Origin of the sequence: Mixta sp., from assembly GCF_024610815.1 — a bacterium.
GTDB lineage: Bacteria > Pseudomonadota > Gammaproteobacteria > Enterobacterales > Enterobacteriaceae > Mixta > Mixta calida.
In genome coordinates, this window is the sequence record NZ_JANION010000237.1 from 1 (window position 1) to 12,582 (window position 12,582).

The window sequence follows — 12,582 nt, forward strand, 5'->3', positions numbered from 1 at the left end:
TCTGAAATGAAAACCAGATACCCAGGCAAATACTCGGAAACGGGATAGGATAATTAACCGTAATTTTTTGCGTCTGGGCCGAACCATTTACACCAACTGAACCGCCCACCTCTATCAGGCCGGACGGGTGTTGTTTATACCCTGCACCGCCTCTCTTTCCGCCAAAGCTGCTCATATCCTGGATTTGATTCAGTCCTGTACCAACATCCCTTTTTGCCGCCTCGCCCAAACCAAGGTTTTTAAGAACATCCGCAACCAGCCCCGCATCTTTAATTTCTGCCAGGGCGCTGGCGATCTGAAGGTATTGCGCATGCGGGTTCTTTTGCGCCAGATGCGTTTTCATTACTTCATCTGCATAGGCCCGTACTTCAATCGCTTTGTCGTCAACATATTTACGCGTTGCCAGCACCACGGACGGATCGATTTTGAGCGTCACGGTCGCCGCGCTGTTCACGATTAAAATCATGCGCACGGTTTGCGTGCGGCCGCTGCCTTCCTGCAGCTGCGGCTTATAGGTTTCCGCGCAGTTCGCCACGGCAACCATGTCGCCGTCGGCATCAAACAGGCCGATTTCCCGTATCCAGAAGCCGCCCTCGTTTTCAGGAATTACCTGCTCAGCGATTATCTGGCTGCTGTTCACCGCGTCCACGCTCAGCGAGTTCAGCGCAGCGCGCCGCTTTTCACCGATGAGCTTTGTCTGCGAAGCGTCAGGCGTTGGTAACGTGCCGCCGCCGTCGCCCACGGCCATTTCGGTAATCTGGATTTTTGTGCCGAGCGCGGCCGCGTTGGCAAACTTGGCCGCGCCGGTATTGGTCAGCAGGGCATAAAATTTTGTCGTCATGAATGTATTTCCGTCAGGTCAGTAATATGCACCGCCGCGCCGGCATAACCCGGCCCGCTTACGGTAATGGTTTCAGGGATATAGGGATAAACGGTCAGCTCATCGCCACTATACGCCGCTGCAGCCACTGGCAGCGCGCCGGTCGAGTCCAGGTTAATCGATAACCCGATAAGGTGGCGGCTGCAGGGCTTCGCATCGGCAATCAGGCGCTCCAGCTCGTTATACATTTCCTGTGTAATGCCGGTATCCAGCACGCCCACATCGAGGCGAAACGTGCCGGGCACCTCGCCGGTTTTCCACCACTCAATGATGCGTATCAGATAACCGAGCGGCTCCACCACGCGCCGCAGCGAGCCGATGGTGCCTTTGTGCCGGTGAACGTATTCCGATGCGGCGACCACGCTGCGCTTTGTGGCTTCCGGCCAGCCGGCATCCCAGCGGTCAACCGACCACGCCCAGGCGAGATACGGCAGCAACTCGACCGGGCAGGTCTGCGCGTTCCACAGCCGGCGCAGCGGCACCGGAATGGTTTCTATCTTTGCGCAGGCTTCAGCGGCGGCCACCTCCAGCACCGACGAGCCGGCCGGCAGCAGGCGATCACTCATCAGAGCCTCCGACCGTTATGCTGTATCCGGTGCAGTACGCGGCCTGCGTCTTGTCCAGCACCACGTCGGCCGCCGGCTGCGCCAGCTCCACGCGCTGCACGCCCTCAACATGCAGCGCGGCAAAAAGTGCTGACTTACGAATGTCCCGGCCGAGACGGGCCTGCGCGCTGACAAACGCGGCGAGTTTTTTCTCCGCAGCTGCGCGGACAGGTTCAGCCTCCGGCCCCGGATAGAGGTACAGCACCGCCTCAACGGTGTAATTCACAATCGACGCTGACTGCACCGTGACGCGATCGGCGACCGGTCGCACGTCCTCATCGTTCAGCGCGGCATCCACCACGGCCAGCAGGTCGGCCGGCGCCTCGCCGTTGCCCTCGCGCGACAGCACGGTGACAGTGACGCAGGCTGGCGACGGACTGATGGCTGACGCATCCGCCACGCGGCCGTCGGCGCTTTTCGCATGATATTCATAGGCACCGGTCGGCCCGGCCACGCTCAGCCCTTCAAAGGCAGACGCCACGCGCAGCCGGAAATCGTCGTTGCTTTCCATTACGGCGGGCGTCGGCGGGATCGTAGTATCGTCGGCCGGTACAAGCGTCAGGCGGGTAACGCCGTTATTCGCGCCGAGCTGGTCAAGATCGCCGTCGTTGGCATAGGCCACCATGTTCGCCTGCGCCGCCTCATTCACGCGCTGGCGCAGAATGACCTCGCGATAGGCATTTTCCTGCAGCAGCTTCACAATCGGCTCAGACTCCAGCGCCAGCGTGCGGGCAATGGCCGCCTGCTGTTCAGCCGGGTAAAGCGAAATCAGCGTGGCCTTGCGCTCGGCCAGCAGCGTTTCATAATCCAGCACCTCAACCACATCGGGCGCAGGCAGCTGGCTCAGGTCGATAGTTGCCATAGGGTCAGCTCACGGGAATGGTTAGTGAAAAATCCTGCGAGGTGTCGGTGCGGCGGCCGGTGATTTCCACCGCCATGCCGCCGTCAAACGCAGGCTCGTAGCTGATGGACGTCAGCTTTATGCGCGGCTCCCACTGCAGGATCGCCATGTAGCAGGCCGACATAATCTGCAGGCGCAGCGCCGCGTTCTGCGGCTGGTCAATCAGTGCTGACAGCAGGGAGCCATAGCTGCGGCGCATAATCCGGGAGCCGATCGGCGTGGTAAGGATGTCGCGCACCGACTGGCGGATATGCTCAAGGTCTGCCAGCGCCTCGCCGGTGTTGCGGCTCATGCCGGTATATTGCGCAGTGGTCATAGTGGCGCTCCCGTTGTTCCGCCGCTGTCGCCTTTATGTTGATGCGTATGCAAAACTTTGCCGTTAGAGCTGAGCGCGCCGCCGCTGTGCTGTACATCGCCTTTCATCGTGCCGCCGTCGGTCAGCTCGAAAGTGGCGGTTTTCAGCGCATGGGTGCATTCAACCAGCGGACTGTCCAGGGTAATGCTTACCGCTGCCTTAATCAGCGCAGTCTGAATGCCGGTTGCGGTCAGCGCGCCGGTATCCGGCTCGTACTCAATCACGGCACCGTCCGGGAATGACCAGTGCAGGGCGTCAGCCGATGCTGACGGCGCCGGGTTATCGTCAGAAAACACGCCAGGCAGCACGAAGCCGGTGTCCAGCTCGCCGCCCAGGCAAAGGACAAGCACCTGCTCGCCCACGGACGGCGCACTCCATGAGCGTGAGCGCCCGGCACGGGCGGTGAGCCAGTGCAGCCAGTCGGTAGTATTGTTGCCGGTATCCACGCGGCAAACTCCGTCGTCCAGATTGACGGCGGCAACGGTGCCGATGCGGATCAGGTTACGCAGCAGGCGCAGGATTTCGGAAAGTTGTTCGTTCATGCGTGTAGTGTCACGTTGAGAGGTGCAGGCAGCAATAAACTGCCGCCCGCTGAATGATGGCAGGACAAGCTATTTCAACAGGCGACTGATTACCTCCTGCTCTATCATCGTCATATCTGCATCGTTCAGGCCAAGCAGCGGACGCGCCTCATACTGAACTTCTTTACTTCCACGGGCCGGCCGGTCGCGCAGCCCGTAATGATGCACGCGAGCCATGCGCTGCACGTTGCCGGTAAATTCCACCACGGCGTTGTCGGCACCGGCTTTTGCCTTCATGTACTTTGCGGTGCGCAGCTTTTTGAACATCTCACGCTTTACCCGGCCTTTCTTTTTCCTGACCGGCTGCGCCTTGCGTGGTTTGAACGGCGTGCCGTCCGGCGTCTGCTGGCGTTTGATATTCTGCTGCTGACCGGCGCGCAGCCGCTTCGCAATGTTGCGGGCCATCTCTTTGCGCGCCGCCGGCGAAAGGTTTGTAATCAGCGCTGCCAGCCTGTCGTCGAAAGCGTCCAGCCCGTTCATGGCGCCAGCTCGCTGATGAGTTCACCGTTAACATAGAGCTGCAGCGGCCTGTTCACGTTTTCCGGCAGCGGCGGCTCGCCGATATGGTTAACGTGCAGCGCGTCGCCGTCCTGCTTCACGATTACGCGCTCGGTGAGCTGCAGGTCAATGCTGATATCGCAGAGCGTGTCGCTCAACACATCCGCCTTAAAGGTGAAGCCGGTGCGGCGCTTTTCTTCGGTGGCCATAATGTCGGGCTGGTTCTCGCGCAGCCAGGCCAGCACCGGCACCATCACCAGATCGATATCGTCGGCGTAGTCGGTGATCACCAGGTTCAGCTGATACTGGTATTCAAACGACAGCGAGCTGGCGAGCGTCGAGACAATCCGTCCCGAATCAATAAACATATTCAGGCTGTCAGGGTTTCGCGCCAGCAGCGGAACGCTGTTGGTCAGCGCCTCGCGCAGCTGTTTCGGTTTCAGCATCGTGTTGCTCCTGGCATTCTTTAATGATTTCAACCTGCAGCCCGCAGGAAACGAGTGCAGCCTCCAGCTGGCGGTTATCGGCGGCCAGATCGCCCTGCGTCTGCAGCCGGTTGCCCGGCACCGGACAGCTGGTCACGCGCGGACAGCCAGTCCAGATAATCGCGGGCGTTGCTGAAGGCGGGACGGCTGTGCAGCCGGATAATATCGTCAGGCAAAGCAGCAGCAGACCAGCCGCGTAGTGTCGGGTTAGCATCGGTTTCCCTCTGTATCTGCAGTTCACGGTTAAGAGCGCCGGCCGAGGCGCGGCCCTGCAACAGTCGCAGCGCGGCCTCGCGTTTTGCCCCCTCGCGGGCCTCATCGTTCAGGCGGTTAATCGCCTTGTCCCGGCTTTCAATCCCGGCCGACAGCGTGCCGATCACGCGCTGCGCCTGTGCCAGCTCGCTTTCGGTTGACGAGAGCCGCCAGCAGGCGAAGGCCAGCGCCGCCAGCGCCACGGCCAGCCCCACGGCAATCAGACGCATCATGCGGCCCCCTTCAGGCACCAGGCCAGTTCACGGTCGCGGCGGTTCTGTAAGCCCTGGCTGAAGACGCCTTTCACAAACACCCAGCGCGACAGCTGCTGGCAGGCGCTGCGCCACTCGCCCCGGTTGATATAAGCGCCGAGCGTGGAACGGCAGGCGGCATAGGTGCCGACGTTGAACGCCCAGGACACCACAGCGTCATAGACCGGCTGCGGCATGTCATGGCGCATGCAGGCATCAATGACCCGCTCAACGCGCATCACGTCATACACCAGATTCACCGCCGCCTGCCGCTCGCTGACCACGCTCTGAGGCGTCACGCCGGCGGTATGGCCGATGCCGTTCGTCCAGACACCGGCGCTGCACTGATACGGCGAGGTGCGGCAGCCTTCTGCATTTGCAATCAGCTGCAGCCCGGCTTCGGACGTCTTCAGGGTTTTAAACTGCGGCAGCAGGGCGGCGATCGCCAGCACGGCCACCACGGCGCAACGTTTAGCGGTCTGGCTCAAGGTTCACCCCCTGCAGTTTCTGACGCTCCAGCTCATAGGTTTTGCGCCGGTAGTGCCAGTTAATAAAAAACGTCGCCACGTTGATCACCAGCGTCACCACGGCAACGCCCGAGCCAACCATAAAGGCGATATCCTGCGGCGTGTGGCGGCCAAACCACATCAGAATGAGGCCGATCAGGTAGTTAATCAGCGAGCTGATTTTCTCCATAGCAGTTAGTCCCACAGGTTAACGGTTTCATCCGCTGAGGATGCCGGCAGCGGCGGCAACGTCACCTCGCAGCCGTGCGGCAGCACCGGCCCGCTTTCCGCAAGGCCGGGATTGGCGGCATAGACCTGCTCAACCACCTGCTGCGTGCGCCCGTAATAGCGAAAGCAGATTTCATCAACGGTATCGCCCTGCTGCGCGTAAACTCTCATCACAGCAGACTCACAATGCAGCCGGGCTTTTCAGCGATGCGACTGATACTGAAACGGGCGTCACGCCAGTACTCGTCGGCGGTGCCTTCCACCACGTCGGCCTTTTTACCGGCGGCGTCGTAGCCGCGATAGCGTTCGGCGATGGTGGCGGCCGTCAGCGCGACCACGGCGGCGAAGTAGTGCGTGACCTTTTCGCTTTCGCCGTCGAAGGTCTCGGCCGGTACCGCCGCCAGCAGGGGAAAGCCCGCCGCCATCTTCTCCGCCCGCCAGTCGTACAGCTCGGCGTTTACTTCTGAAATGGCGGTTTTCACCGCCAGACGCAGGCGGTCGGCGGTGACGGTGCCCTCAAGGCGCAGCGCGTTGCGCAGCTGCTGCAGGTCAATGTCAGGCCAGAAAAAGGTGTTTTTCACCGGCGGCTCGGCGTCAGGCGCCGGTCGCTGTCCGTTTATTACTACTGAAGTCATTTCATGGCCTCTGAATAGGTGGGCGGTGGAGGACGGCGCAGACGCTTAAAAAGCGCATTGCCGTCCTGCCGCCCGGCGCGGGGCGCGTTCTGTCAGCGGCGGGCCGCAGCCTGCTTTTTCATGGCCGTTGCCAGCCGCTCTATGTCTTTTTTAACGCCGCAGCCTTCATGCAGCTGCAGCGCCCGTGTGAGATGGATTAACGCCTCGTCAGCCCTGCCCGCATCGCGCAGCACATACCCGGTGATTTTGTGCAGCTTGGCGCGCACCTGGTCGGGCATGTCTTCGGATTCCGTCAGCCTGATGGTCGCCAGCAGCGGATTGATATCCACCGGCGCCTTAATCGTCCAGGCGCGCGTCGCCGCGCTGGCGACCTCCTCGGCCAGCAGGTAGGCCGTGCTGTCACGCTTAAAGCCGTCAGGCGGGACAAGCCCGTGCAGCAGGGCATGGCGCGCGATTTCCAGCGCGCCGGGAATATCGCCCGTATCGAGCCGCCAGATCATGACGGTCATCAGGACGGCATCCTGCACGGCTTTCCCCTGGCTCAGCACGCCCGCCACCCACGGCTGATAGTCCGGCAGCATCTGGCGCTTCAGCTCCGCCTTGCGCTCGTTGGAGCGCACTTTTTTCAGGCGACGCTTGTCGTCGTTGAGCTTTACCAGCATCTGCTCATAGCCGGTTGCGTGGCGCAGCGGGTTGCTCTGCTGCTGTGCGGCCTCAATGGCCTGCTGGCGCATCATGTGACGTCGGGCAGGGCTTAACATGGGTTACGCCTCCGGGGTTTCCGCTGGCACGTCAGCTTTCTCCGCCGTCGGTGCGTCCGACAGCTCGATGTTTTCCACCAGGCAGCCCGCCGCATAATCTTCCACCACGTAGTCCTCGTTGACGGACTCGTAGTTTTCGATGCGATCGCGCTTCGGCACCTCGTCAATCAGGCGGCGGTGCGTGCCTTCCTGCCAGTAAATCGACAGGTTATCGAGGCGCGTGATCATCAGCGCGTTGGCCGGGAAATACGGCACGCGCACGGCGGGCAGGTTGCCGATGCGCTTCTGGCTGACAATCAGGTCGGCGGCCAGCTGCTCGGTGTTGGCCTGGCTCTGGTTCACGATGGGGAAATATTTGTCGGCCAGCAGCTGACGGCCGCAGATCACAACCAGCTCCGGGTCTTCCTGATACCACGGCGCGATCAGGTTGTTGGTGGCGTCCATTACCAGCGCGTCAAGGTTGGCATAGGTGCGGCCCTTACCGACCAGCACCTTTTCGGTCACGCTGCCGTCGTCATTGGTGGTTTTGCTCATCACGCGGTCGGGGGCTTTTTCGCGGTACTTCTGCAGCCAGCCCACGGCCACGTCCTGCAGCATCGGGTTAGCGGCGCGGTTAGAGGTTTTGGCGCGATGAGTGCCGTTAAAGCCGATCATGATGCGGTCAAGCGACTGGCGCTTCACGATGGCGTCACGCAGACGGGCCTGAAAGTCTTCATAGCGCGCCCATAAATCCAGCGTGTTGTAGCGGATATGAAAGTCGTAGTTGACCTGCGCACATTCATAAACGTCGCTGTCCAGCGCGGCAAAATCAGCGGTTTCACGCTCGTCACCATTTGCCGTGTCGGTGGTGCTGGCAATCGAGCCGGTCACGCCGATACCGATTTTCTCGCCCTTCATTTCAGCGACCGGCACGATGTTAATGCGGGTCAGAAAGTCTGAAGACTCCTGCACACGGTTCATCAGGGTCTGCGTGACGGACGGCTCCACGGTGAATTTTTTGTTCATGTCGCCGGTGTCCACGCCGTTCAGCTCGGCCAGGCGGGACATAAAGGCATTAAATTTAAAGCGGGTGTTCTGGCGCATCTGCGCTCCTGTTCAGTTATCGGGTTGTGGTTCAGGCGGTGCCTGTCAGCAGTCGGTCTGCACGCCGGACTTTGGATCGCTGCCGGTCGCGGCCGGGCGGCGGGTAAAGCTGGCGCCGTCGTTCTGCGAAAGCTGCGTTTTCAGCGCGCTGAAGGCGCTGCGGTCGTCGGCAAGCTGCTGCTCCAGCGCCTCAAGGCGGTCAGTCAGGCCCGACGCCAGCACCGACAGCTTCTGCGCCTGGTCTTCCTCGTTCTGCTGCACCTTTTCGGCCACGGCGGTGACGGCCGCGCTCATGTCGGCAAACAGCTCACCGTCGGTTTTCTTTTTGCGGGAAAAGAGGGCGGTGACGTAGCTCAGGACGGACGGCGCCGGGTCGGCAACCTCCTCAAACTCGATCAGCGTTTCCTCAGCAGCGGAAAAGAGGTTGTCTGCGTGCAGCTTGCGGGAGGCCAGCGGATTCGCCGCAGCGTTGGCGCTGAAGCTCAGGATTTCGGTGCCGAGGCTCGCCGGGTCGTCGGTGACGGCCAGGCCGACCAGATACGCCTCGCCGGTGTCGGCAAACGCCGGGTTAACCTCGATCGAGGTGTAAATTTTCTGGCGCGCCCGCGTCAGCTCAACCAGCTCTGGCGTCGGGTCAATCCAGCCATACAGCGCCAGCTTGCCTTTCAGCGGGCCGTCGGCGATTTCCTCGGCCTCCACGGCGGTGACGTCGCCAAATCGACGGAAGGTGCTGTCAGGCGCATAGCCTTTGATGTGTTCCATGTTGACGCGCGCACCGTAAACGGACGGGTCATAGCTCGCCGCCATCTGCGAGATCCATTCACGGGAAATTTTGCGCCCGTCGGTGGTGGCACCTTCGACTGCGATGCGAAAACGCTTTGCTTTGATTGCCATGTATCAGGCTCCGGTCAGGGGTGTGGTTCGGTTCGGGGTCAGTTTCCCCGCCGCACGGATTTCCCTCAACGAAAGCCGGTTTGCTCATCTGTGAGCGGACAGGGACAGCGGGCGCGGGCGTTCTGGCGCCGGTAGCCTTGACGCCATGAACATGACACCGACAACCACCATCAGCGATCCGCGCCGCCAGGCGGCCCTGCTTTACTGGCAGGGCTACTCTGTGCGCCAGATAGCGGAAACGCTCAGCATCAAAACGCCGACCGTGCAGAGCTGGAAGCTGCGCGACGCGTGGGACGACGTTGCGCCCATCAGTCGCGTGGAAGCCAGCATGGAGGCGCGGTTAATCCAGCTCATCCTGAAGGAGGTAAAAGGAAATGGTGACTACAAGGAAATAGACGCGCTCGGTCGCCAGATTGAGCGCCTTGCCCGCGTGGAGCGCTACCGCAGCAGCGGCAACGAGGCCGACCTTAACCCGAACGTGCGCAACCGCAACAAAAGCGAGCGCCAGCCGGTTGTGAAGAACGTTTTCAGCGAGGAACAGGCGGAAAAGCTGACCAGCCTGTTTATGGACGGTTGCTTTGAATATCAGCTGCACTGGCACAAAGCCGGGCTGGCGCACCGCATCCGCAATATCCTGAAGTCGCGCCAGATTGGCGCCACGTTCTACTTTGCCCGCGAGGCGCTGATTGACGCGCTGACTACCGGGCGCAACCAGATATTCCTGTCGGCCAGCAAGGCGCAGGCGCACGTCTTTAAAAACTACATCATCGACTTTGCGCGCCAGGTGGACGTTGACCTGAAAGGTGACCCGATTGTGTTGCCGAATGGTGCCCGCCTAATTTTTCTCGGCACCAACGTGCGCACCGCGCAGAGCTACACCGGTAACCTGTATCTTGATGAATATTTCTGGATACCGAAATTCCAGGAGCTGCGAAAGGTTGCCAGCGGCATGTCGCTGCATAAGAAATGGCGCACCACCTACTTTTCCACGCCGTCGAGCCTGTCGCACTCGGCGTATCCGTTCTGGTCAGGCGAGCTGTTCAACAAGGGACGGCGCAGCAAAGGCGATCGCATCGAAATCGACCTGTCACATACGCACCTGGCGAAAGGCGCGCTCTGCGGCGACGGTCAGTGGCGGCAGATTGTCACGGTCGAGGACGCGCTGACCGGCGGCTGTAACCTGTTTGACCTGGACCAGCTGCAGCTGGAATACAGCCCGTCGGAATACCAGAACCTGCTGATGTGTGAGTTTGTCGACGACGAGGCGAGCGTGTTCCCGTTCGCCGAGCTGCAGACCTGCATGATCGACAGTCTGGAAGAGTGGACTGATTTCAATCCCTATCTGCCGCGCCCGTTTGATTACCGCCCGGTCTGGATTGGCTACGACCCGTCGCACACCGGCGACAGCGCAGGCTGTGCCGTTATCGCGCCGCCGCTGGTTGCGGGCGGTAAGTTTCGCGTGCTGGAGCGCCACCAGTGGCGGGGCATGGACTTCGCCGCGCAGGCGAAATCCATTGAGGAGTTAACGAAAAAATACACGGTGGAATATATCGGCGTGGATGCGACCGGCATCGGCCAGGGCGTTTTCCAGCTGGTTCGCCAGTTCTACCCGGCCGCGCGTGAAATTCGCTACTCGCCGGAAGTGAAAACCGCGATGGTGCTGAAAGCGAAAGACACCATCAGCAGCGGACGCCTGGAGTACGACGCCGGCCACACCGACATTACGCAGTCGTTTATGGCAATCCGCAAAACCATGACCGCCAGCGGCAACCGCTCCACCTATGAGGCGAGCCGCAGCGAGGACGCCAGCCACGCCGATGTCGCCTGGGCAATCATGCACGCCCTGCTTAACGAACCGCTGACCGCTGCCAGCGGCGGCGCTAACCCTTCAATTCTGGAATTTTACTGATGAGCAAACGCAGGGGCCGCAAGGCTTTTACCGCAAAGACGCAGCCCGTCCAGGCCGCCGCGCCGCAGCAACAGGCCGAGGCGTTCACCTTTGGCGATCCCACGCCGGTTATGGACAAGCGCGATATTTTGGATTATGCCGAGTGCATCGGTAACGGCCGCTGGTACGAGCCGCCGGTCAGCTTTCACGGGCTGGCGAAAAGCCTGCGATCGGCGGTGCATCACAGCTCGCCGATTTACGTGAAGCGCAATATTCTGGCGTCTACGTTCGTGCCGCACCCAATGATGAGTCAGCAGGAGTTCAGCAAGTTCGCGCTGGACTATCTGGTGTTCGGGAATGCGTTTGCCGAGCTGCGCCGTAATGGCCTAGGCGAGCCGTGGCGACTGGAAACCACTCCGGCCAAGTTTACCCGCCGGGGTGTGGAGGAGGGCATTTACTGGTTCGTGAATGACTGGAAGGAGCCGCACCCGTTCGCCGCTGGCAGCGTTTTCCACCTCATTGAGCCGGATATTAACCAGGAGCTGTACGGCTTGCCGGAATATCTCAGCGCGCTTAACTCCGCCTGGCTGAATGAGGCGGCCACGCTGTTTCGGCGCAAGTATTACCAGAACGGGGCGCACGCGGGTTACATCCTGTATATGACCGACGCGGCGCAGAGCAGCAGCGATATCGACCGGATGCGCCAGGCGATGCGCGACACGAAAGGGCTGGGTAACTTCCGCAACCTGTTTATGTACGCGCCGAATGGTAAACCGGACGGGATTAAAATCCTGCCGCTTAGCGAGGTGGCGACGAAAGATGATTTCTTTAACATCAAAAAGGCCAGCCGCGACGACCTGCTCAGCGCGCACCGCGTGCCGCCGCAGATGATGGGGATTATCCCGGACAACTCCGGCGGGTTCGGGGATGCAGTGAAGGCGTCGCAGGTTTTTGTCAGGAACGAGCTGACGCCGCTGCAGGAAAGAATGAAAGAAATCAATGACTGGATAGGAAATGATGTAATAGCGTTCCGGCCTTACTCCTTGGAAATGGTTGGCCCAAACTGAGTGGCATTGCTTGTACTCAATCCGCTGTTTTTACAGACTTGGACGTATGTTTGTCTGTGAGCCCGCTTTGTACCTAAGCGAACGTTACAAAAATCCAATATGTTAACAGCGGAAACAGAACCGTGGTTTTGAGATACCTCCCGGCGCGACTATTGCTGTAAGCAAGGTTCGCTATGTGGCTGTCTATAATATGGCTATTCAGCAAGGGAGTCATGTCTAAAGCCGAGTTTAGGAGGATGGGCCGACTTAGTAAAAAAGATGCAGATACACTTTGCTGCGATTAGCATAGTCACATTAAGACTCGGCTTTTTCATAAATTAATGGTAGCCCGGCGGCTAACTTACCTTAATTTGAAGTTAATTTAGTACCTCTTTGAGATTCCTCAGTACGCATTCTTTACCTACCCTCTCTACAGTTTTGTCTATTTAATAGGCAAAAATGGTATGGATAAAAACCCAGTAATATTTCATAATTCTGGCCTTGATCAGCCATTTGTAGACTCTGAGAGTTGAAGGTTTTTACTAAATACTCACCAACATCTTTTAAAATGATACTGCTAAATGAACTAATCAATGAGTCTATGTAACTCCATGTTTATTAATTACTTTATTGCAGAGATGTCAGTTTCATTTGGCAAGGTTTTTTAGCGCAGGCAACGTTGTAACGCTTCGCTGGTAATGACCTAAAATCACTTAAGGCGACCAGAGTTGTG

Annotated in this window: 17 protein-coding genes and 1 pseudogene; 2 read left to right on the forward strand and 16 right to left on the reverse strand. The window is 59.6% G+C overall.

Annotation, left to right across the window (positions count from 1 at the left end):
• The 16 genes and pseudogenes from MYY08_RS18110 to MYY08_RS18185 all read right to left on the reverse strand — a co-directional run.
• A partial coding sequence (locus MYY08_RS18110) for a phage tail protein (RefSeq protein WP_288015272.1) occupies positions 1-841 on the reverse strand: 841 nt, incomplete at its 3' end.
• A complete protein-coding gene (locus MYY08_RS18115) occupies positions 838-1,446 on the reverse strand; it encodes a phage tail protein I (protein ID WP_288015274.1) in 609 nt (202 codons plus the stop codon). The genes MYY08_RS18115 and MYY08_RS18110, both read right to left, overlap by 4 nt.
• Positions 1,439-2,347, reverse strand: a complete 909-nt coding sequence (locus MYY08_RS18120; protein ID WP_288015276.1) for a baseplate assembly protein — start codon at positions 2,345-2,347, stop codon at positions 1,439-1,441. Before MYY08_RS18120 ends, MYY08_RS18115 begins: the two co-directional genes overlap by 8 nt.
• 4 nt (positions 2,348-2,351) lie before the next feature.
• The gene (locus tag MYY08_RS18125) at positions 2,352-2,702 is read right to left on the reverse strand and encodes a GPW/gp25 family protein (protein WP_288015279.1); all 351 of its coding nucleotides are present in this window, start codon (positions 2,700-2,702) and stop codon (positions 2,352-2,354) included.
• Positions 2,699-3,283, reverse strand: a complete 585-nt coding sequence (locus MYY08_RS18130) for a phage baseplate assembly protein V (RefSeq protein ID WP_288015281.1) — start codon at positions 3,281-3,283, stop codon at positions 2,699-2,701. The genes MYY08_RS18125 and MYY08_RS18130 overlap by 4 nt, the downstream gene beginning before the upstream one ends.
• A gap of 69 nt (positions 3,284-3,352) precedes the next feature.
• Positions 3,353-3,802, reverse strand: a complete 450-nt coding sequence (locus MYY08_RS18135; protein WP_288015283.1) for a phage virion morphogenesis protein — start codon at positions 3,800-3,802, stop codon at positions 3,353-3,355.
• Positions 3,799-4,266 carry a phage tail protein gene (locus tag MYY08_RS18140; protein WP_288015284.1) on the reverse strand — a complete coding sequence of 156 codons (468 nt, stop codon included), beginning with the start codon at positions 4,264-4,266 and terminating at the stop codon, positions 3,799-3,801. The genes MYY08_RS18135 and MYY08_RS18140 overlap by 4 nt, the downstream gene beginning before the upstream one ends.
• Entirely contained in the window at positions 4,199-4,519 is a 321-nt protein-coding gene (lysC, locus tag MYY08_RS18145) for an Rz1-like lysis system protein LysC (protein ID WP_288015287.1), read from the reverse strand. The genes MYY08_RS18140 and lysC overlap by 68 nt, the downstream gene beginning before the upstream one ends.
• Positions 4,443-4,790: pseudogene (locus MYY08_RS18150) on the reverse strand (Rz-like lysis system protein LysB); the annotation flags it as partial. The gene lysC and the pseudogene MYY08_RS18150, both read right to left, overlap by 77 nt.
• Entirely contained in the window at positions 4,787-5,296 is a 510-nt protein-coding gene (locus MYY08_RS18155) for a lysozyme (RefSeq protein WP_288015290.1), read from the reverse strand. The pseudogene MYY08_RS18150 and the gene MYY08_RS18155, both read right to left, overlap by 4 nt.
• Positions 5,280-5,504, reverse strand: coding sequence for an HP1 family phage holin (locus MYY08_RS18160; RefSeq protein ID WP_288015292.1), 225 nt, complete (start codon positions 5,502-5,504; stop codon positions 5,280-5,282). The genes MYY08_RS18155 and MYY08_RS18160 overlap by 17 nt, the downstream gene beginning before the upstream one ends.
• A 5-nt stretch (positions 5,505-5,509) precedes the next feature.
• Positions 5,510-5,713, reverse strand: a complete 204-nt coding sequence (locus MYY08_RS18165; protein ID WP_288015311.1) for a tail protein X — start codon at positions 5,711-5,713, stop codon at positions 5,510-5,512.
• A complete protein-coding gene (locus MYY08_RS18170) occupies positions 5,713-6,177 on the reverse strand; it encodes a head completion/stabilization protein (protein ID WP_288015294.1) in 465 nt (154 codons plus the stop codon). Before MYY08_RS18170 ends, MYY08_RS18165 begins: the two co-directional genes overlap by 1 nt.
• A gap of 92 nt (positions 6,178-6,269) precedes the next feature.
• Positions 6,270-6,938, reverse strand: a complete 669-nt coding sequence (gene gpM, locus MYY08_RS18175) for a phage terminase small subunit (RefSeq protein ID WP_288015296.1) — start codon at positions 6,936-6,938, stop codon at positions 6,270-6,272.
• Between the two features lie 3 nt (positions 6,939-6,941).
• Positions 6,942-8,021, reverse strand: coding sequence for a phage major capsid protein, P2 family (locus tag MYY08_RS18180; RefSeq protein ID WP_288015299.1), 1,080 nt, complete (start codon positions 8,019-8,021; stop codon positions 6,942-6,944).
• Between the two features lie 45 nt (positions 8,022-8,066).
• Positions 8,067-8,915 carry a GPO family capsid scaffolding protein gene (locus MYY08_RS18185; RefSeq protein ID WP_288015302.1) on the reverse strand — a complete coding sequence of 283 codons (849 nt, stop codon included), beginning with the start codon at positions 8,913-8,915 and terminating at the stop codon, positions 8,067-8,069.
• A gap of 145 nt (positions 8,916-9,060) precedes the next feature.
• Here MYY08_RS18185 and MYY08_RS18190 point away from each other — a divergent pair, with 145 nt between their 5' ends.
• Positions 9,061-10,824, forward strand: a complete 1,764-nt coding sequence (locus tag MYY08_RS18190; protein WP_288015305.1) for a terminase ATPase subunit family protein — start codon at positions 9,061-9,063, stop codon at positions 10,822-10,824.
• Positions 10,824-11,870, forward strand: a complete 1,047-nt coding sequence (locus tag MYY08_RS18195; RefSeq protein WP_288015308.1) for a phage portal protein — start codon at positions 10,824-10,826, stop codon at positions 11,868-11,870. Before MYY08_RS18190 ends, MYY08_RS18195 begins: the two co-directional genes overlap by 1 nt.
• Positions 11,871-12,582 lie beyond the last annotated feature (712 nt).